Here is an 18,582-nt window from a genome sequence, read left to right as displayed (position 1 = left end):
CGGCTGAAACAGCCACGCCATCCGCCGTCTCCACGGACTTTTCGAGGGTATCGGTCATGCCCGGCTTATGATCGCCCAAGCGGGCGACGGCAAGGCGAGCGAAACGCCGCGATCGACCTCAGCTGTCGGCCGTTTCCGGTTCGACCCGCGCGGCGTGGCGCTTGTAGATCAGACCTTCGCGCTCGACCGGCTCGGCGCCGGGGATGGCGTGGCCATAGAGCTCCAGCTTGTGGCCGACCAGTTCAAAGCCCAGACGCTTGGCGATCTCGGTCTTCAGGCGCTCGATCTCGGCGTCGAAGAACTCGATGACCTCACCGGTCTTGGTGTCGATCAGGTGGTCGTGGTGGTCGTCGCCGGCTTCTTCATAGCGGCTGCGGCCGTCGCCGAAGTCGTGCTTCTCGACCACGCCGGCTTCTTCGAACAGGCGCACGGTGCGATAGACGGTGGCGATCGAGATGTGCGGGTCGATGGCCGAGGCGCGGCGATACAGCTCCTCGACGTCAGGATGATCCTCGGCCTGCGACAGGACGCGGGCGATCACGCGCCGCTGCTCGGTCATACGCATGCCGCGGTCGGCGCAAAGTTTTTCGATCCGTTCCATGGGCCGGAAGATAGGCTGAGCCGTCGCCTTATGGAAGCTATCGAGAAAAGTTCAGCGTCAGCACCAGGGCGTCCTCACGGCTTCCGTCCGCACGCGCATAATATCCACGCCGTCGGCCCGCCTCGATGAAGCCTGCGCGGGCGTAAAGGGCGCGGGCGGCGACGTTGTCCTCGGCCACTTCCAGGAACATCCGTTCGGCCCCCAGGGCGGCGGCGCGCACGACCGCCGCATCGACCAATCGTCGACCCAGCCCACCGCGCCGGGAGGATGGCCGCACCGCCAGCGTCAGGATCTCGGCCTCGTCGGCCACCACGCGGATCAGGATGAAGCCGTCGGCCTCCTCGACCGCAAACACGCCGGGCGAGGCCAACAGGGCCGACAGGCTGGTCGCATCCCAGGGCGCGTCGAAGGCCTCGGCGTGGATCGCGGCGAGGGCGTCGGAGTCGGTCACGACGTCGCGGGCGGGCGCGGTTGGCCCGGCAGACGACTGGGCGGCGTGGCGTCAGGCGCGCGCAGATAGAGGGGGCGGGGCGGGTGCGCCGCCGGATCGACCACAGCGGTCATATAGGCCAGGGCCTCCGGCGCGGGGGCGGGCAGCCGGGCCAGGACGGCCGCGCCCAGACGCTCGGGAAAGGTCTCGGTCAGGACCGGACCACCCGAACCGACCAGGATGGGCGGCGCCCCGGCGGCGGCGTGGAAGATGCGGTCCGCCGCCGCCTCCAGCGACAGGGCCTCGGGTCCGCCCAGGGGCCGACCGTCGCGGAACAGGCGCACATAGACCTGGCCCCGGCGGGCGTCGATGACGGCGGCGACCAGACCCACGGGCTTGATCGAGACGGCCAGGCCGTCCAGCGTCGACAGGCCGATCACCGGCCGGTCCAGGGCTGCGCCCAGACCCTGGGCGAAGGACAGGCCTACGCGCAGGCCAGTGAAACTGCCGGGTCCGACAGTAACGCCGATCCGGTCGATGGCCTCAAAGCCGCCGCCGGCTTCTTTAGCCGCATCGGCCACGGCGTCACGGACCATGCCGGCCAGCCGCTCCTGATGGCCCTTGGTCATCAGCTCGGAGCGCACGCCCAACAGGCGCCCGTCCTCGACCACGCAGGCCGTGCAGGCGCCCAGCGCCGTATCCACGATCAGAACTCTCATCGCGGCCTTCCTATCGCCGCCGTCAGGCCGAGGCCAGCGCCACGATCACCCGCGTCACCGCCTGACGCACCGCCGGGTCGTGGATCCGGGGAAAGGCTTCGGCCATGGCGCGTCCGTCCGCGGTCGCAACCAGGTCGCGTAGTCCCGCCATCGGATCCAGCGCCTCAGCCCGCGCCGGAAAGAAGTCAGCCACCGAACATCCCAGCACGGTCGCCACCTGATGCAGGCGGGAGGCTGAAACGCGGTTCGCGCCCTTTTCGTATTTCTGAACCTGCTGGAAGCTGACGCCCAGTTGCAGGGCGAGGGCCGTCTGCGACAGGCCCAGAGCCGATCGGCGCGCGGCCATCCGCAGGCCTACAGCGGCGTCGATATCCTGAGTGCGGCGGTTCATGGGCGACGTCTCCCTGATGGCGAAGAGAGAGTTTCACAGGATTCAATGAAACACAACTATTTCGTTTCATCAATCGTCCAGCCGGGCGACGACCGCTGCAACGGATCGAGCGCGAGCGCGCGGAATACGCTCGATGGTCAAAAGAGCCCCGGCGCCGCGCACCACCAGCTCCGCCTCGTCCGAGCGGACATAGAGCCGCGCCCGCAGCGAACCGTCGTCCATCTCGATGATGCAGCCCTGATCCCGACGCGGCCAGCGGTCGGGCGCATATTCCAGCACCGTCCCGGCGGCGGCCCAGGGCGCCAGGTCGTCGGTCGAGAGCTGCAGCCGCCGCCGTTCGACGACCGGCGCGGCCTCGAAGGCGCGGCCACGCGCCTGAAGCCCGTCAGACGGCGGTTTGGGCGGAGAAACCGGGGCCGGGACGACGCCGACCAGAAGGGCCAGGTCCTCGGGCGTGGCGTCCAGGGCGCCGGTCAGGCGGCGCTGCACGTCAGGGCGGAAAAGACCGGGGCGCTTGCCGGCCTCGTACAGGCCCCAGCCCTGGCTGGTCATGCCGATTCTCGCGCCGGCCTCGGCCTGACTCAGCCCGCGCTCGCGTCGCAGGGCGAACAGGGCCTCGCCGAGGGCGCGCCCCTCGGTCCCGGCGTCATCATCGGATGTGAAACGGGCCATGGGGCGATCATGCCCCATGGCCCGTTCGGACGATAGTGTTTCATGTGAAACATCTTGGTAGGCCGCAGTCAAAAGGCTCCGCCTTTTCGACCCGACGCGGCCTGGCGCTTCGCGCGCGCTGAAGCAGCGAGCGACCGCGTCGCGAGCGATAGCGCCTCTTGCTTAAATCACCTGTTCAACGCTGGTCACTTCGGGGATGTAGTGGCGCATCATCTGTTCGACGCCGGCCTTGAGCGTGGCCGAGGAGGAGGGGCAGCCCGAGCAGGCGCCGCGCATCCGCAGACGCAGGACCCCGGTTTCCTCGTCGAAGTGGTCGAACAGGATGTCGCCGCCGTCCTGGGCCACGGCTGGGCGGATGCGGCTGTCCAGCAGGCCCTTGATCTCGGCGACGATCTCAGTGTCCTCGCCGGCGTCCTCGGCCGTCGTCGGAGCGTCGCGCGTCAGCGGCGCGCCGGAAACGAAGTGGTCCATGATGACCGACAGGATGGGCGCCTTCATCGCGCTCCAGTCTGGGGCCTGAACGCCGCGCGTGACTGAAACATAGTCGGCGCCGAAGAAGACCCCCTCGACGCCCTCCAGTTCGAACAGGGCCTCGGCCAGGGGCGAAGCCGCCGCCTCGTCTATGGTGCGGTATTCCAGCACGCCTTGCGGGGCCACGTCGCGGCCCGGCAGGAATTTCAGGACATTCGGGTTCGGCGTGGGTTCGGTCTGGATGAACATGGCCGGGAGATGCGCCCCCTGCGCGACATCTTCAAGACCCTTGAACGGCGCTAATCGTCGCTCAAGCAGCGAGGCTCCGCGAGCCGAGCGGTAGCGACCCTTAGAATTATGCCAGGTCTTCGATGTCGGCCTCGGTCAGTTCGCCGGGGACGATGGTCACGGGCAGTTTGCGGCCAGTGAAGGCGCCGCCCTGTTTCAGCACGGCCGAGACCAGGGGACCGGGCCCGCGCGAGCCAGACCCCGCCGCCAGAACCAGGATCTTGATGTCGGGGTCGGCGCCGACGGTCTTGCGGATGGCGCCCTGGGGATCACCTTCCTCAATGATGAAGATGGGCGGGGCTCCGGATTTCTCGGCGGCTTCTTCGCCGATCCGGTTGAGGAGAAGCTCGGCCTCCTCGCGCTGCTGGCGACGGATTTCGTCGCGGACGCCGGACCAGTGCTCGTCGGAGCCGCCCGGCAGGGCGCGCAACAGGACGACGCGGCCCCCCGTCGATTTGGCGCGCCGGGCGGCGTAGCCGAGGGCGGCGCCGAACTCGGGACTGTCGTCGACGACGACGAGAAACTTCCTGGGCATGGGACGGGCGGCCTTAGCGGATCTCTGAACAGCGGCGACCACCTAACGCCAAGCCGCCCCAAACGCCAAGGCCCGCCCGCCTCGTCGCGAACGACGAAACGAGCGGGCCTCTTTATAGGCGATAGTCACGCGGCTGCGCTCAAGCAGCGAGCCGCCGCGCGGCGAGCGATAGCGCTTTAGCTACCCAAGACTTCGCGAATAGCCCCGTTGGCGATGGTCAGCTTGGCGAAGGTCCAGCCCGTGCCCGAGGTCTCGATCTCGTCGACCGAGGCGCGCAGGGATTCGACCTGGCCGATGCGAGCGCCGATCCAGGCGTCGACAGCGGTCTCAGCGGTTTCCTCGCTGGCGCCCGCCGCCTCAGCCGAGGCCTTGGCCACGGCGCGGGTCAGCTGCTGCTGCTCGGCCATCAGGTCCTGGATCAGACGGCGCACGGCCAGACGATCGAAGTGATCGCCCGACGGCACCGAACCGGCTGCGACACGCAGGCGGTCGAAGTCGAAGGCGGCGCCGACCTGGTGATAGAGGCGGGCCATGGCCGGGGCGCTCCAGCCCAGTTCATTGGCCAGGTCGCCGATGTCAGCCGTGGCCACCATGGGCCGCAGCAGGGCGATATCGCGCGCCAGGTCTTCCGGCGCGCCCAGGCCGACGAAGGTGGCGACGCGGGCTTCGTACTGACGCTGCTCGAAGCGCGACAGCACCTCGGGGCCGGCGGCGCGCAGGGCGTCGGCGGCGGGCTGATAGGCGGCGATCATGCCGCCCACCGTGGTTTCGGTGCGGGCGGCGCGACGGGCCAGCCAATAGGTCTGACGACGCAGGACCTTGGCGATCTCGCGATACAGGGCCGTCTGGGCCTCGGCCGGAATCTTGAGGTCCAGCGCCGAAACCGCCTTCCAGGCCTGGTCCAGGCGGAAGACCTGACGCGCGGTCTCGAAGGCCGTGACCATGGCGGCGGTGTCGCATTCCGCCGCCGCCCGCAGGCGGTCGGGGAAGGTCGGCCCGGCCATGTTGACGATCTCGTTCGACAGCACGGTGGCGATGATGTCGCGACGCAGGCGGTGACGCTTCATGTCGTCTTCGAACTTCGCCAGCGGGGCCGGGAAGTAGTGGACCAGGAGGCGCTCGAAGAAGGCGTCGTCGGGGGCCGAAGAGCCGACGATCTCATCGAACAGCTCCAGCTTGGAATAGGCCGTCAGCACCGCCAGTTCAGGGCGGGTCAGGGCCGTGCCCTGCAGCTTCATCTCGGCTATGCGGGCGTCGTCGGGCAGGTATTCCACCGCGCGGTTCAGCTTACCGATCGAGGACAGGTGCTGCATGAAGGCCTGCTGCGCGTCCAGCGCCTCGGCGCCTTCGGCCTGTTGCAGGCTGACCGCCAGGGTCTGATCGTAGTTGTGAACCAGGACCTTGAGGCCGACCTCGTCGGTCATCGACTTCAGCAGGGCGTTGCGGTCCTCAGCCTTGAGGTTGCCCGAAGCGATGGCGCCGCCGGTGAGGATCTTGATGTTCACCTCATGGTCGGACGAGTCCACACCGGCCGAGTTGTCGATGGCGTCCGTGTTCAGGCGCATGCCCGCCCGCGCCGCCTCGATGCGGCCCAGCTGTGTGGCGCCCAGGTTGGCGCCTTCGCCGAGGACCAGGGCGCGCACGTCGCCGCCATTGATGCGGATGGCGTCATTGGCCTTGTCGCCGGCCTGGGCGTTGGTCTCGCCGCCGCCCTTGATGTAGGTGCCGATGCCGCCGAAGTAGAGCAGCTCGGCGCGGGCCTTGAGGATGGCCTGCATCAGGGTGGTCGGGTCGACGCTGTCGGCCTCGATGTCCAGCAGCGCCTTGATTTCCGGCGTCAGCTCAATGGTCTTGGCCGAGCGCGAGAAGACGCCGCCGCCTTGCGAGATCAGGCCCTTGTCATAGTCCTGCCAGCTGGTGCGCGGCGTCTCGAACAGACGCTTGCGCTCTTCCCACGACTTGGCCGTGTCCGGGTTGGGGTCGATGAAGATGTCGCGGTGATCGAAGGCGGCGACCAGCTTGATCGCCTTGGACAGCAGCATGCCGTTGCCGAAGACGTCGCCAGACATGTCGCCCACGCCGACCACGGTGAAGGGCTCGGACTGGATGTCCTTGCCCATCTCGCGGAAGTGGCGCTTGACCGCCTCCCAGGCGCCGCGCGCCGTGATGCCCATCTCCTTGTGGTCGTAACCGACCGAACCGCCCGAGGCGAAGGCGTCATCCAGCCAGAAGCCGTAGGACTGGCTCACGCCGTTGGCGATGTCCGAGAAGGTCGCCGTGCCCTTGTCGGCGGCCACGACCAGATAGGGGTCGTCGCCTTCCCAGGCCACGACATTGGCCGGACGCACCGGGGCGCCCTCGCCGACGATGTTGTCGGTGATGTCCAGCAGGCCGGACAGGAAGGTCTTGTAGGCGCGGATGGCTTCGGCCTGGACCGCGTCGCGGTCGCCGCCGACCGGCAGTTGCTTGGGATAGAAGCCGCCCTTGGAGCCGACCGGGACGATGACCGAGTTCTTGACCTGTTGGGCCTTCACCAGACCCAGGACCTCGGTGCGGAAGTCGTCACGACGGTCCGACCAGCGCAAGCCGCCGCGCGCGACGGGACCGAAGCGTAGGTGAACGCCCTCGATGTGTGGGGCCCAGACAAAGATCTCGCGGAAGGGCTTGGGCAGGGGCAGGTCCTCAAGCTCGCGCGAGGCGATCTTGATCGAGATGTGGGGCTTGGCCACGCCCTCGGCGTCGACCTGATAGAAGTTGGTGCGCTTGATGGCGCCGATCAGCAGGGCGATGCGGCGCAGCACCCGGTCGTGATCCAGGCTCTTCACGTCCTGAAGCAGGGCGATGATCTTGTCGTTCAGCTCGGCCACCAGGGCCTCGCGTTCGGCGACGCTGCCGCCATGGGCCGGGTCGAACTTGGCCTTGAACAGCGACAGGATGGCGCGAGCGACCGTCGGATATTCGCGCAGGGCCGTTTCCTGCACCGCCTGCGACGGGTCCAGACCGGTCTGCTGGCGATAGCGGGCCAGGGTGCGGATCAGGGCCGCCTCGCGCCAGTCGACGCCCAGTTCCAGCACCAGGCGGTTGAAGCCGTCGCTCTCGGTGCGACCGGTCCAGACCGCCGAGAAGGCGGCCTCGAACGGGGCCTTGATGTCGGCGAAGGTCAGGGCCTCGCCACGCGGGTCTTCCAGCAGGAAGTCGTGGATGTAGATCGGGGCGTCGCCGGTCGTCCGGACCACATGGTCCGATTCTTCCAGCGTCTTCAGACCCATGTCGGCCAGGATCGGCAGGACGTCGGACAGCGGCACGGCCGAGCCGCGACGATAGAGCTTGAAGCGGAACTGCAGCGGGCTTTCGTCAGCGGTGCGGAAGGCGCGAACGGCCACCGGCTCGGCGTGGACGCCGTCGCCCATCGAGCCGTCGTTCAGACGGTCGAACTGCTCCAGGTCGGCCACGGCCTCGGCGGCGTCGTAGCGGTCGCGGTAGGAGACGCCGAAGCCCTCGGCCCATTTGGCGCTGGTCGGACCGACGGCGACTTCGTCCACGTCGGCCGCGCGCAGTGCGGTCTCGAAGCGGTCGATCCAGCTACGGCCGGCCTCGGCCACCTCGGCCTCCAGAGCCTTGGGATCGGGGTTCAGGTGGGCGCCCGGCTCGACGCCGATGATGTAGTGGACGCGCGTCAGCGGCTGGTCCGTCAGCTGCGGATACCAGGCCGAGACCCGGCCGCCCCAGGCCTTGGCCAGGATGCCGCCGATGCGCTGGCGCAGGCCCGCGTCGAAGCGTTCGCGCGGGATGAAGCAGAGGACCGAGACGAAACGGTCGAACGGGTCGCGGCGCGTGAACAGGCGGATGCGCGGACGGTCATAGAGGTGCAGGACGCCGAGCGCCGTATCCAGCAGCTCGTCCTCGCTGATCTGGAACAGCTCGTCGCGCGGGTAGTTCTCGAGGATGTTCTTCAGGCGCTTGTAGTTGTGGCTGCCGGGGGTCTTGCCGGCGCGTTCCAGCGCATTGGCGACCTTGCGCCGGATCAGCGGCACCTCCTTGGCCATCTTGTCATAGGCCTCGGCGGTGAACAGGCCGACGAAACGGGTCTCGCCCGAGGCCTTGCCGTCCGCGCCGTAACGCTTGACCCCGACATAGTCCATGTAGGCGCGGCGATGCACGCGCGAGCGCATGTTGGCCTTGGCCACGGTGACCGGCTCGCTCTCGTCCAGCTGACGCTGCATGGCCGGGGTCAGGACGGCGGGTTCCGAGGCGCGGCGCAGCACGCGACGCTCGGGATCATTGAGGATGCCCAGACCCTGGTCGGAGACCTCCAGCGGAGCCTCAGGGGCATAGCCGCCGTCGGCGCTGCGCGGATAGGCGTAGTCGCGGGCGCCCAGGAAGACGAAGTGGTCGCTCTTGGCCCAGCGCAGGAAGGCGATGTTCTCTTCCAGAACGGCCGGATCGACAGCGGCGGGCGGCGAGGCCTCCAGTTGCTCGACGGCGTCGCGCATCAGCTGGACCATGGCGGCATGGTCGGTGACGGCGGCGCGCACGTCGGCCATGGCCTGGGCCAGGCCCTCGCCCAGGGCGTCGCGACGCTCCTGGGGCAGAGGGTCGATGACGACGATGATCAGGGAGTCGCGACGACCCGCCTCGACCTCGACGATCGGGTGGAAGAGGGCGCGAACGGTGACGCCGGCCTCGGCCAGTTCACCCAGGACGCTATCGACCAGGAAGGGCGCGTCGTCCTGCAGGATCAGGACGCTGTCATAGCCGGTCGGGGCGCCGTCGGCGCCGGCCAGGGGGCTGACGGTGACGCGGGCGGCTTCGCCCGCCTTGCGGCTCTGGGCCGAACGCCAGGCCAGGCCCAGAAGAGCGGCCAGGTCGTCGCCGCCCAGCTCGGGCGTCTCATCGGCGGCGTAGTCGTCGAAGGCCTGGGCCAGGAAGGACTTTTCGGCTGCGCCCGGCGGGCCGTCGACAATCCGCGCATAGGCCGCTTCCAGCGCCTCCAGAACAGCTGGCGTGGCGGAAACTGTGCGCGGAGCGGCGGACATGGTGTGGTCTCGAACAGCACGGCTCTAGGCCGCAGGGATTTGACCGCGCCACCTTAGCGCCGCTGGCGGAACTGGCTAGGCCGTCCGAGGCGGCTCAGACCCTGAATTTCAGTGTGCAGCGCACCATGTTGCGCAAGAGGCCCACAGTTGGGCGAATTCTAGTCGCAGAACCCGCAATCACGACAACAACCGCCCCAATTCGGCCCCGATCCGACGATGGGTCATTTCAATTTTTAAAGAGGCCTGAAAAGAACAAGGCCGTCGAGCGAGAACGCTCGACGGCCTGCTTGGGTCCGGCGCAGGAGGGGGAGGGAGCGCCGGTCCTCTGGACTTCGCGGCCGGGAGGGGGAGGGGAGGCCGCGTCGTCTGATTGGGTAGATAGTCGCCAGATATGGCGGATCAAGGGCAGGATCAGCCTTCTTTCGGGTCTTTTTCATGCGACGCCTTGCCGCGCCCCGGAAGGCCCTTGAACCAGCCGCCCCCTTTCGGCTTTTCAGGCGGCGTCTTGCGCGGCGCATAGGGCTCTCCATCCCCCGACAGCAGGACCGCGATCCAGCGCGAGCCCTTGAACTCGGCCAGGATGGCCATGGCCATGACCGCCAGGGGGGTGGACAGGAACATGCCCGGCACGCCCCACATCTTGCCCCACAGGGCCAGGGCCAGAAGGACCACCACCGGGTCGATGTTCTGATTATCGCCCTGCATCCGCGGCTGGATCATGTTGCCGACGATGAAGAGCAGGGCCTGAAGCCCGACCAGCAGGATCAGGGCGGGCCAGTAGCTCTCGAACTGGACCAGGGCAAACAAGGGCGGGGCGCAGCCGGCGATGGCGCCCCCCAGCACCGGAATGAAGCCGACGATGAAGATGACAAAGGTCCAGAACTCGGCGTTCTGAAGCCCCACGGCCCGCATCAGAAGCCAGGCCACGAAGCAGATCATCACCCCGGTCACGGCCTGGACCCACAGATAGCCCTCGACCCCGCCGCGCACGCGGTTGAACACTTCCAGCGCCTCGTTGCGGGCGCCGCGGTCAGGGAACATGGCGACGATCTTCTTGCGGAAGCCCGCCTGCGAGGCCAGCAGGAAGCCCAGATAGACCATGACGAAGAAGGCGCCCGAGGCCACGCCCTGGGCCTGCATCGCCGTCTGCGTCAGCCAGCCGCGCAGGTCGATGCCGGCGATCAGGTCCTGCAGGGTCGGCGGGTCCTTGACCCCCACCAGGCCGCTGACGTCGGCGATGATGTGATCCAGGCGCGGACCAATGCTGGCTGACACCCCCGAGGCGTCGGTGAAGAAACCAGCCGCTCCGTCGACGATGATCCAGATCGACAGAAGGAATCCCAGGACCACCACAACCAGCGCCGCCGTCCCCGCGAAGCGTGACGGCACGGGGGTGCGGTGCTCGATCGAGCGTTTCACCCCGTCGATCATGATCATCAGGAAGATGGCCATGGCCAGGGGCGTCAGGATGTCCCGCAACCAATAGAGGGCCGCCCCGGACGCCACGACGGCGATCAGGACCAGGGCGTTGCGTGCGACCGCGGAGGTCGGGACCGTGAGGGGCAGTTTCATGAACGGGACTGTCGGCGGCGTCGGGGACAGCGTCAATCGCTGTAAAGCCGCACGGTTCCGCCTTGCGGCCCCGGCCGGGTCGGATAACCATGCGCCCAGACGCAGGAGACCGCCCCGAATGACCGACAATCCCGCCGCCCTCTTCCTCGGCCAGTCCTTCGAGGGCGCCGCAGAAAACCTGCTGTTCAAGCGCGCCAACCGTCACGGGGTGGTGGCCGGCGCCACCGGCACCGGCAAGACAGTGACCCTGCAGATCATGGCCCAGGGCTTTTCCGACGCGGGCGTCCCGGTCTTCTGCGCCGATGTGAAGGGCGACCTGTCAGGCATCAGCCAGGCGGGCGACACCGCCAAGTTCGGCGAGCGCGCCGGCAAGATGGGCCTGACCCTGACCGGCAAGGCGGCCCCCGTCGTCTTCTGGGACCTTTACGGCCAGAAGGGCCACCCGATCCGCGCCACCGTGTCCGACGTCGGTCCGACCCTGCTGGCCCGGATGCTGGAGCTGAACGACGTGCAGGAAGGCGTGCTGACCGTCGCCTTCCATGTCGCCGACAAGGAGGGCCTGCTTCTGCTGGACCTCGAGGACCTGCGCGCGCTGCTGGCCTATGTCGGCGAGAACGCCCAGACCATCGGCCGCGAGGTCGGAAACGTCTCGCCCACCTCGATCGCCGCTATCCAGCGCGCCCTGCTGCAGCTGGAGCAACAGGGCGGCGACGCCTTCTTCGGCGAGCCGGCCCTGCGGCTGGAAGACATGATGCGGACCTCGCTGGACGGGCGGGGCCAGGTCAATGTGCTGGATTCCACCCGGCTGATGAACAGCCCGCGCCTGTACGCCGCCTTCCTGCTGTGGCTGCTGTCGGAGCTGTTCGAGCAGCTGCCCGAGATCGGCGACCCGGAGAAGCCGCGGCTGGTCTTCTTCTTCGACGAGGCGCACCTGCTGTTCAACGACGCGCCCAAGGGCCTGCTGGAGAAGGTGGAGCAGGTGGTGCGCCTGATCCGCTCCAAGGGGGTCGGCGTCTATTTCGTCACCCAGAACCCGGCCGACATCCCCGACACCGTCCTGGCCCAGCTGGGCAACCGGGTGCAGCACGCCCTGCGCGCCTACACCCCCGCCGAGCAGAAGGGCCTGCGCGCCGCCGCCCAGAGCTTCCGCACCAACCCCGCCTTCGACACCGCCGAGGCCATCCAAGCTTTGGGGGTGGGCGAGGCCCTGGTCTCGACCCTGGACGACAAGGGCGCCCCGACCGTGGTGGCCCAGACGAAGATCCGCCCGCCGGACTCGCGCCTGGGCCCCGCCACCGACGCCGAACGCGCCGCCGTCATGGCCGCCAGCCCGGTGCGGGGAACCTATGACACCGCCGTCAACCGCGAGTCCGCCGAGGAGGTCCTGAAGGCCCGCCGCGCCCAGGCCGACCGCATCGAGGCCGAGACCGCCGCCGCCGAAGCTCAGGCCAAGGCGGCGGAAAAGGCCGCCCGGTCCGCGCCCGCCCCGGCGCGCGAACGCGCAGCACCCCGCCCTCGCGCCTCCAGTCGTCAGACGCCGATGGAAGCCCTGACCAAGTCCGTCCTGCGCACCGCCGGTTCGACCATCACCCGCGAACTGCTGCGCGGTGTCCTGGGCAGTCTGAAGCGGCGGTAGGGGCGGGTCAGCCCAGATCGACCGGGCGGCCTTCCTTGTAAACCTCGGAGACCCTGATCCCGGCCAGACGGCCGGGATCGATGGTCACCGGGTCCTGATCCAGCAGGACCAGATCCGCCAGCTTGCCGACCGCGAGCGAGCCCTTGCGATCGTCCTCGTAATGCTGCCAGGCGGCCCACAGGGTCATGGCCTTCAGGGCGATCTCGACCGGAACCCGCTCGTCAGGGCCGAGAATGTCGCCCGACCGGGTGCGGCGGGTCACCGTCGCCGACAACACCCTCAGGGCGTCAGGATTGGCCACCGGAGCGTCATGATGGCTGGTGAAGCGCATGCCCCGCCGCCACGCCGATCCACAGGGCGAGATTACCTCCGCGCGGCGCGGGCCCAGCACCGAATCCCGATGCCAGTCGCCCCAGTAAAAGGTGTGCATGGGGAAGAAGGAAGGGACGATCCCCAGGGCCTTCAGATCATCAAGCTGGTCCAGTCGCGTGGTCTGGCCATGGATCAGCACCGGGCGACGATCCCTGGCCCCATGTTTTCGGCTGGCCTCGCGGACGGCGGCGATCAGCAAGTCGACGGCGGCGTCGCCATTGGCGTGGACCTCGATCTGCCAATCGTTCCTGAAGGCCAGGTCGACGGCGTCCAGCGCCTGCTGCTCCGTCACCGCAGGATAGCCCCGCCAAGAGGCGGGCTGGCCCTCGGGCGGAATGAAATAGGGCTGCGACAGCCAGGCGGTCTTGGCCTGAGGCGAACCGTCCAGCGTCAGCTTGACCCCGCCGACCCGGTAGCGCCCCTCGTAATTCCGTCGATACAGCGACGTGGCCATCACATCGGTCGAGGTCAGGATGTCCGGGAAGGACAGGATGTCGATCGGCAGGGCGCCCGCCTGGGCCAGGTCCCCGATCATGCGACAGGTCTCGGTCGATGAGCGTCCGTCCTGGGCCGTCGTATAGCCGAAGCGGGCGTAGAAACGCGCGCCCTCGACGATCATCTGCCGGTTGGCCTCGGCGTCCAGGCGGGTGAACAGAGCGCCCATGACGGCGAACAGGGCCGTTTCCTCCATCACCCCGTTCGGCTCGCGCGAGCCGTCGCGGCGACGGAAAACGCCGCCATCCGGATCGGAGGTCTCGGCATTGACCCGCGCCGCCTCCAGAGCCGCCGTATTGGCGACGCCCAGATGGCCCGACTGATGCATGAACAGGATGGGGACGGCGTCGGAAACGGCGTCCAGATCATCCCGCGTGGGATGGCGTCGCTCGTTCAACTGGGAATCGTCATAGCCGAAGCCAATGACCAGGCCCGTGTCACGCACCAGAGCCTCATGTCGGGTCATCCAGTCGCGCGTGATCCGCTGCAGGGCGGGGATATCGTTGCCCTCGCCGTCCGGCGCCGGCAGGAGATTGGCGTATCGCGCCTGCAACCCGACCATGGCGACATGGCCATGAGGATCAAAGAAGCCCGGCAGAAGGGTTCGCCCCTGCAGATCGACCCGCCGCGCGCCGCGCCCGGCCACAGCCTCGACCTGCTCCAGGGTTCCGACGGCAATGATGACGCCCCCACGTGCGGCCACGGCTTCCGCCGCCGGGCGCGCATCCTCCATGGTGCGGATAGGCCCGCCGTGGAAAATGGTCACATCGGCGCGCCTGCCACCGCCGATCGCCAGGCCGCCCGCCGCCACCCCGGCCATGAAAAGTCGCCGATCCACCCGATCCAGAGCCAAGAATTTCATGCCCATCCACCTGTGCTGAAGCCTGATGGTTCAATCCCTGGAAAAGCCCGGACGTTCCTCAGTCCCTCGGCGTCAGTCGCCACATCCTCAGCGGATGGCGCACCGCGCCCGCTTCGGCGCCCGCCGCGTCGCCGCGGCCGATGTAAAGGTCGGCGCGGACGGGGCCGCGGATAGCCGAACCGGTGTCCAGCGCCATGACCAGGCCGCGATAGCTGGCCCTGGCCCCGATGAGATTGCCGCCGTCGGCCTCGATCCAGACGGCCTCGCCATAGGTCCAGCGCGACGGGTCCACGGCCACGGACCGACGGGCGGGCAGAGGGACTCCGGCGGCGCCGGTCGCCTCCTTGCCGTCGTCGGGACTGACCCCGAAGAAGATGTAGCGCGGATTCAGGGCCATGACCTCGCGCGCCTCGGCCCCGCGATGAGCCGACAGCCAGCCGCGAATGGCGTCGCCCGAGGTGCCGTTGGTCGGCAGCAGGCCGCGTTCGGCCATGGGCCGGGCGATGCCGACGAAGGGTTTGCCGTTGTCGGCGGCGTAGGCGGCGCGCAGACGGGCCCCATCGGGGAAGGTCAGGGTCCCCGACCCCTGGATCTGCAGGAAGAAGAGATCCTCGGCCCGCATCCAGGCCAGGGCCTGGGACTGCGCCGATCCCGCCTCGATGGCGGCGCGGTCGCCGACCTCGGACAGATTGGCCGGACGACTGAGGACCGGGGCGTCGAACTCGTTGTCAGGCGCGCGGCGGGCTGGATATTCCGGCGCGAAATAGGCGGTCAACAGACCGGTGCGGCCGTCATCGGTACGGGCCTCGCTGGCGACGAAGTTCGTCTCGAGGAAGGCGCGGGCGTCGCTGGGCGTCACGCGCCGCGCGGCCAAGTCGCGGGCGCGGGCGCAGACGGTCTCGGCCGCCCCGCCCCGGGCGCGGATGCAGCCGGCGACATAGGCGCTGAAGGCGGCCAGATGATCCTCTTCGGCCCAGCCGGGCAGGGCGGTCAGGCTCATCCCCTCGACCGGGGTCGGCGGTGAAACCGGACCCGGTCCGGGCGTCACCGGCGGAACGACCGACGGGGTCGAAGCGCAGGCCGCTACGAACAATAGCAGAGATAGAACGCCCGCCCGGGCCGCGCCCGCCCGGTCGAACGGAGGGGCGAGCGGCGCGGCGGCCCCCATCAGGCGCTGGCCGGCTCGACGCGGGCCAGGGCCCAGTTGGGGTCGGCGGCGCCCAGGACACGTTCAAAGGTCCACAATTCCGCTGTCCGGCGTTCGTCGGTCGAGGCCTCGCCCTCGGCCGGAGTGACGATGCTGCGCATCTCGGCCAGGAAGCGGACCTTGGCCACGGCGCGGTCGTCCCTGACCGTGGCCAGCTCCAGATCCGCGCGCGGGGCGTGCAGGAACTCGGTCTGCTCGCGCTCCCCGCGTGCTTCGCGGGCGGCGATGCCCGCCTCGAACGAGGACATGACCGAGGGGGTCAGCAGGGGACGAAGCGCTTCACGATCACCCGAGGCGTAGCCGCGCACGATGGTTTCATAGGCCTGGCGCGCGCCCTCCAGGAAACGAGCCGGATCAAAGGCCGGATCACGGGCCTTGAGACCCGCGACGGCGGCGGCGGTGGCCGCGTCCATGCCAGGCGCGGCCGGAACCGGCGCCTGGCCGGCGACGGACGCGGCCGGGGCCAGGCGGGCGTCTTCCTGCGGCTGCCGTCCGACCTTCTTGCCCAGGACGTTGTAGAGCATGAACAGCAGCACCGCGGCGACGATGGCGAACATGACGATCTGGAATTGGATGGGCACGGGCTTCACCTGATTGGCGCGCGCCCAAGGGGGGATCGACGGGCGCGCATCTGTTGTCCTGAGGATTAGGGGGCGTTCCCGCCGGGCGCAAGCCGAGGCGGGTTCAGAACGCGGGTCTCGCCGTTGCGGCCAATAGCCTCGCCGTGGTAGTCGCGGACCCTTCATCCCGGGCCCGGAGCGGTCCGGCGTCCCTTGATTTCAGACTGACGGCTTATTCCTTCATGACCGACGCCACCGCCCCCGCCGACAACGGCCAGACCGAGCCCATGGAAGTCCAGGGCCAACCCGCCGGTCCCGGCTTCCGCATCCTGGCCCAGTATGTCCGCGACCTGTCCTTCGAGAACCCGCGCGCGCCGGAAAGCCTGCGCATCGAGGGCAAGCCCGCCATCGACATGGGCGTGGAGATGAACGCCGCCGGTCGTCCCGACGGCCTGTTCGAAGTCGACCTGAAGCTGTCGGTCAAGGCGACCGGCGACGACAAGAACGCCGTGTTTCACGTGGAACTCGTCTACGGCGGCCTGTTCGCCCTGAGCGGCGTCTCGCCCCAGGACATCGAACCCCTGCTGCTGATCGAGTGCCCGCGCTACCTCTTCCCCTTCGCGCGCCAGATCATCGCCCAGGCCACCTCGGACGGCGGCTTCTACCCGCCCTTCATGGTCGACCCGATCGACTTCGCCGCCATCTACGTCGCCCGCCAGCAGCAGATCGCCAGCGGTCCCGCCGACGCCGGTCAGGCATAATTCAAGAGAGACCGCTATCGCGAGGCGCGCGGCGCCTCGCTGCTTGAGCGGAAGATTGGGAGGGGGCGTCCGAAGGGGCGTCCCCTTTTTTATGCGGAAAGAGGACCGTGATGCTGAAGGTCATCGCCGAGGACTTCATCAGGCCCGAACACGTCGAGGCGGTCATGCCCCTCTATCGCGAACTGGTGCGCCTGACGCGCGAGGAACCGCAGTGCCTGGCCTATGACCTGTTCACGGATCAGCGCCAGCCCGGCCACTTCGTCTTCATCGAGGAATGGCCCGATCAGGCCGCGCTGGACGCCCACTGCGCCAGTGAGCATTTCCGCCGTCTGGTCCCGCAGATCGACGCCTTTCAGAGCAAGCCCGGGACCTACACCCTGATGGACGCCGCCTTCTAGGCCGCGGCCTCATCCTTGGCTTCGACCTCGATGGTCACGCCATAACCGGCCCAAAGGCTGTGGTCCTTCAATGTCGATTTCAGGAAGGCCAGATGCGCCGCCTGTTCCGCCTCGGTCGAGCGGAAGGGCAGGGGATTGGGCCGCGCCCCATGGCTGACCGAAGCGGCCGCCGCCATGGCCTGCGGGCTGCGGGCCGTGGTCAGGTCCAGCGCTCTTTCCTTGCCCCCGCGCAGCTCCAGATAGACCTCGGCCAGCAGGCGCGAGTCGATCAGGGCGCCGTGCAGGGTGCGGTCGACCAGCGAGATCTTGAAGCGCTTGCACAGGGCGTCCAGCGAGTTGGGCATGCCCGGAAACCGCTTCTGCGCCAGCTGCAAGGTGTCGATCCAGCGCTCCTGCGGCGGCGGGGCCTGGCCGATACGGCTGTACTCGAAATCGATGAAGTTGCGGTCGAAGTTGGCGTTGTGCGCGATCAGGGGGGCGTCGCCGATGAACTCCAGCAGGTCGGCGGCGATCTCGTGGAACTTGGGCGCGTTTTTGACGTGGTCATCGGTGATGCCGTGCACCCGGATGGCGTCCGGCGGGATCAGACGCTCGGGATTGACCAGGCGGTGAAAGGTCCGGCCGGTCGGCAGCAGGTCGTGGATCTCGATGCAGCCGACCTCGATCAGACGGTCGCCCGTCTTGGGATCGAAGCCGGTGGTTTCAGTGTCGAGAACGATTTCGCGGGCCATGCCCCTTAATGCCGATCTTCGGCCCCTTGTGAAAGGCTCAAGCCTGTTTCAGGGCCGCCTGGATGGCCCGCGCCGTGGCCAGGCTGCGTTCGGCTTCGGCGACGTCGCCGTCTTCCAGATGCCAGGCCGCCGACAGGCAGGCGTGACAGAAGCCATAGCCGAGAACCGCCGCAACCGGCCGCTGGACCGCCGGGGCCAGAACCTCGGCCAGACGCCGCGCCCGTGCGGGGTCCGTCCGCAGATCCTGACGATCCAGCGGATTGTAGAGCAGGTTGGCCGCGTCATAGGCCGGGTCGCCCAGAACCCCGTGCGGATCGATGGCCAACCAGCCTCGCGCGCCGAACAGGATGTTGTCGTGATGCAGATCGCCATGCAGCGGTTGAACCGGCCCACTCGCAAGGGTCTTCAGCCAGGCGTCGGCCTCAGCGAACAAGCCCCCTTCCGACCGGGCCGCCGCCGTCAGGGCGGCGAACCGATCCGTCATGGTCTGCAGGCCCTCGGCGCGGCGACCCGAGGGGGCGTGCAGAACCCCCAGCACCTCGGCGGCGATGAGGGTCGCGGCGGCGTCCCCCTCCTGCTCCAGAACATGGGTCAGGGTCCGCTCGCCGGCGTCCTCCTGCATCTGCCAATCGCCGTCGACGGCCAGCAATCGCGCGGCGCCCTGTCCCTCGCGCCAGTCCAGATAGGCTATGGCGTGGGCCGCGTCCGCCGCCGCCTGAGCACTGACACGCTTGATCACGACCGGTTCGCCGCTCAGGCGACGCGCCCGCCAGACCTGGCCGCCGATTCCGTCCGCCAGAGACGCGGCCTCGATGACCGCCCAGGCTGTCGGCAAGCCCGGCGGC

17 protein-coding genes are annotated in these 18,582 nt (G+C 68.6%); 3 read left to right on the top strand and 14 right to left on the bottom strand.

Going from position 1 to position 18,582, the window contains the following annotated elements; all coding sequences use genetic code 11:
* Positions 1 to 118: 118 nt before the first annotated feature.
* The 9 genes from IFE19_RS16650 to IFE19_RS16610 form a co-directional block, all read right to left on the bottom strand.
* On the bottom strand, positions 119 to 565 hold the full coding sequence (locus tag IFE19_RS16650) for a Fur family transcriptional regulator (RefSeq protein ID WP_369831557.1): 447 nt from the start codon (positions 563 to 565) through the stop codon (positions 119 to 121).
* 73 nt (positions 566 to 638) lie between these two features.
* On the bottom strand, positions 639 to 1,052 hold the full coding sequence (gene rimI, locus IFE19_RS16645) for a ribosomal protein S18-alanine N-acetyltransferase (RefSeq protein ID WP_207824276.1): 414 nt from the start codon (positions 1,050 to 1,052) through the stop codon (positions 639 to 641).
* Positions 1,049 to 1,750: a tRNA (adenosine(37)-N6)-threonylcarbamoyltransferase complex dimerization subunit type 1 TsaB gene (gene tsaB / locus IFE19_RS16640; RefSeq protein ID WP_207824275.1), complete on the bottom strand. Its 702-nt coding sequence runs from the start codon at positions 1,748 to 1,750 to the stop codon at positions 1,049 to 1,051. Before tsaB ends, rimI begins: the two co-directional genes overlap by 4 nt.
* Positions 1,751 to 1,772: 22 nt before the next feature.
* A complete protein-coding gene (locus IFE19_RS16635; protein ID WP_207824274.1) occupies positions 1,773 to 2,141 on the bottom strand; it encodes a helix-turn-helix domain-containing protein in 369 nt (122 codons plus the stop codon).
* 69 nt (positions 2,142 to 2,210) lie between these two features.
* Positions 2,211 to 2,813, bottom strand: a complete 603-nt coding sequence (locus IFE19_RS16630) for a helix-turn-helix transcriptional regulator (protein WP_207824272.1) — start codon at positions 2,811 to 2,813, stop codon at positions 2,211 to 2,213.
* Positions 2,814 to 2,975: 162 nt separating this feature from the next.
* Entirely contained in the window at positions 2,976 to 3,533 is a 558-nt protein-coding gene (locus tag IFE19_RS16625) for a NifU family protein (RefSeq protein WP_207824270.1), read from the bottom strand.
* Positions 3,534 to 3,639: 106 nt separating this feature from the next.
* Positions 3,640 to 4,107, bottom strand: a complete 468-nt coding sequence (locus IFE19_RS16620) for a universal stress protein (protein WP_207824267.1) — start codon at positions 4,105 to 4,107, stop codon at positions 3,640 to 3,642.
* Positions 4,108 to 4,283: 176 nt separating this feature from the next.
* Positions 4,284 to 9,143: an NAD-glutamate dehydrogenase gene (locus IFE19_RS16615; protein WP_207824264.1), complete on the bottom strand. Its 4,860-nt coding sequence runs from the start codon at positions 9,141 to 9,143 to the stop codon at positions 4,284 to 4,286.
* 411 nt (positions 9,144 to 9,554) lie between these two features.
* Positions 9,555 to 10,715, bottom strand: a complete 1,161-nt coding sequence (locus IFE19_RS16610) for an AI-2E family transporter (RefSeq protein WP_207824262.1) — start codon at positions 10,713 to 10,715, stop codon at positions 9,555 to 9,557.
* A 118-nt stretch (positions 10,716 to 10,833) separates the two neighbouring features.
* On the opposite strand from IFE19_RS16610, the gene IFE19_RS16605 reads away from it, so the two are divergent.
* Entirely contained in the window at positions 10,834 to 12,351 is a 1,518-nt protein-coding gene (locus IFE19_RS16605; RefSeq protein ID WP_207824261.1) for a helicase HerA-like domain-containing protein, read from the top strand.
* Between the two features lie 7 nt (positions 12,352 to 12,358).
* On the opposite strand, the gene IFE19_RS16600 is transcribed toward IFE19_RS16605, so the two are convergent.
* The 3 genes from IFE19_RS16600 to timA all read right to left on the bottom strand — a co-directional run bounded on the left by IFE19_RS16600 (position 12,359) and on the right by timA (position 15,862).
* Entirely contained in the window at positions 12,359 to 14,080 is a 1,722-nt protein-coding gene (locus tag IFE19_RS16600) for an amidohydrolase (RefSeq protein ID WP_207824260.1), read from the bottom strand.
* A gap of 58 nt (positions 14,081 to 14,138) precedes the next feature.
* The gene (locus tag IFE19_RS16595; RefSeq protein WP_225910317.1) at positions 14,139 to 15,080 is read right to left on the bottom strand and encodes an MltA domain-containing protein; all 942 of its coding nucleotides are present in this window, start codon (positions 15,078 to 15,080) and stop codon (positions 14,139 to 14,141) included.
* A gap of 167 nt (positions 15,081 to 15,247) precedes the next feature.
* The gene (timA, locus tag IFE19_RS16590; protein ID WP_225910525.1) at positions 15,248 to 15,862 is read right to left on the bottom strand and encodes a TIM44-related membrane protein TimA; all 615 of its coding nucleotides are present in this window, start codon (positions 15,860 to 15,862) and stop codon (positions 15,248 to 15,250) included.
* Positions 15,863 to 16,089: 227 nt separating this feature from the next.
* Between timA and secB the strand changes: the two genes are divergently transcribed.
* A complete protein-coding gene (secB, locus tag IFE19_RS16585; protein WP_207824258.1) occupies positions 16,090 to 16,608 on the top strand; it encodes a protein-export chaperone SecB in 519 nt (172 codons plus the stop codon).
* 110 nt (positions 16,609 to 16,718) lie between these two features.
* On the top strand, positions 16,719 to 17,006 hold the full coding sequence (locus IFE19_RS16580; RefSeq protein WP_207824257.1) for a putative quinol monooxygenase: 288 nt from the start codon (positions 16,719 to 16,721) through the stop codon (positions 17,004 to 17,006).
* On the opposite strand, the gene dnaQ is transcribed toward IFE19_RS16580, so the two are convergent.
* Both dnaQ and IFE19_RS16570 read right to left on the bottom strand, forming a co-directional pair.
* Positions 17,003 to 17,737, bottom strand: a complete 735-nt coding sequence (gene dnaQ / locus IFE19_RS16575) for a DNA polymerase III subunit epsilon (RefSeq protein WP_207824256.1) — start codon at positions 17,735 to 17,737, stop codon at positions 17,003 to 17,005. The two genes, IFE19_RS16580 and dnaQ, sit on opposite strands and share 4 nt — an antisense overlap.
* Positions 17,738 to 17,774: 37 nt before the next feature.
* Complete coding sequence (locus tag IFE19_RS16570; protein WP_207824254.1) at positions 17,775 to 18,572, bottom strand: aminoglycoside phosphotransferase family protein; 798 nt, start codon at positions 18,570 to 18,572, stop codon at positions 17,775 to 17,777.
* Positions 18,573 to 18,582 lie beyond the last annotated feature (10 nt).

Origin of the sequence: Brevundimonas pondensis (assembly GCF_017487345.1) — a bacterium.
GTDB lineage: Bacteria > Pseudomonadota > Alphaproteobacteria > Caulobacterales > Caulobacteraceae > Brevundimonas > Brevundimonas pondensis.
This window is presented reverse-complemented; position numbering and strand designations above follow the sequence as displayed.

Coding starts and splice junctions, on each gene's coding strand:
- IFE19_RS16650 (WP_369831557.1), bottom strand. CDS start 565: ATGCGTATGACCGAGCAGCGGCGCGTGATCGCCCGCGTCCTGTCGCAG.
- tsaB (WP_207824275.1), bottom strand. CDS start 1,750: ATGAGAGTTCTGATCGTGGATACGGCGCTGGGCGCCTGCACGGCCTGC.
- IFE19_RS16635 (WP_207824274.1), bottom strand. CDS start 2,141: ATGAACCGCCGCACTCAGGATATCGACGCCGCTGTAGGCCTGCGGATG.
- IFE19_RS16630 (WP_207824272.1), bottom strand. CDS start 2,813: ATGGCCCGTTTCACATCCGATGATGACGCCGGGACCGAGGGGCGCGCC.
- IFE19_RS16625 (WP_207824270.1), bottom strand. CDS start 3,533: ATGTTCATCCAGACCGAACCCACGCCGAACCCGAATGTCCTGAAATTC.
- IFE19_RS16620 (WP_207824267.1), bottom strand. CDS start 4,107: ATGCCCAGGAAGTTTCTCGTCGTCGTCGACGACAGTCCCGAGTTCGGC.
- IFE19_RS16615 (WP_207824264.1), bottom strand. CDS start 9,143: ATGTCCGCCGCTCCGCGCACAGTTTCCGCCACGCCAGCTGTTCTGGAG.
- IFE19_RS16610 (WP_207824262.1), bottom strand. CDS start 10,715: ATGAAACTGCCCCTCACGGTCCCGACCTCCGCGGTCGCACGCAACGCC.
- IFE19_RS16605 (WP_207824261.1), top strand. CDS start 10,834: ATGACCGACAATCCCGCCGCCCTCTTCCTCGGCCAGTCCTTCGAGGGC.
- IFE19_RS16600 (WP_207824260.1), bottom strand. CDS start 14,080: ATGAAATTCTTGGCTCTGGATCGGGTGGATCGGCGACTTTTCATGGCC.
- IFE19_RS16595 (WP_225910317.1), bottom strand. CDS start 15,080: ATGAGCCTGACCGCCCTGCCCGGCTGGGCCGAAGAGGATCATCTGGCC.
- secB (WP_207824258.1), top strand. CDS start 16,090: ATGACCGACGCCACCGCCCCCGCCGACAACGGCCAGACCGAGCCCATG.
- IFE19_RS16580 (WP_207824257.1), top strand. CDS start 16,719: ATGCTGAAGGTCATCGCCGAGGACTTCATCAGGCCCGAACACGTCGAG.
- dnaQ (WP_207824256.1), bottom strand. CDS start 17,737: ATGGCCCGCGAAATCGTTCTCGACACTGAAACCACCGGCTTCGATCCC.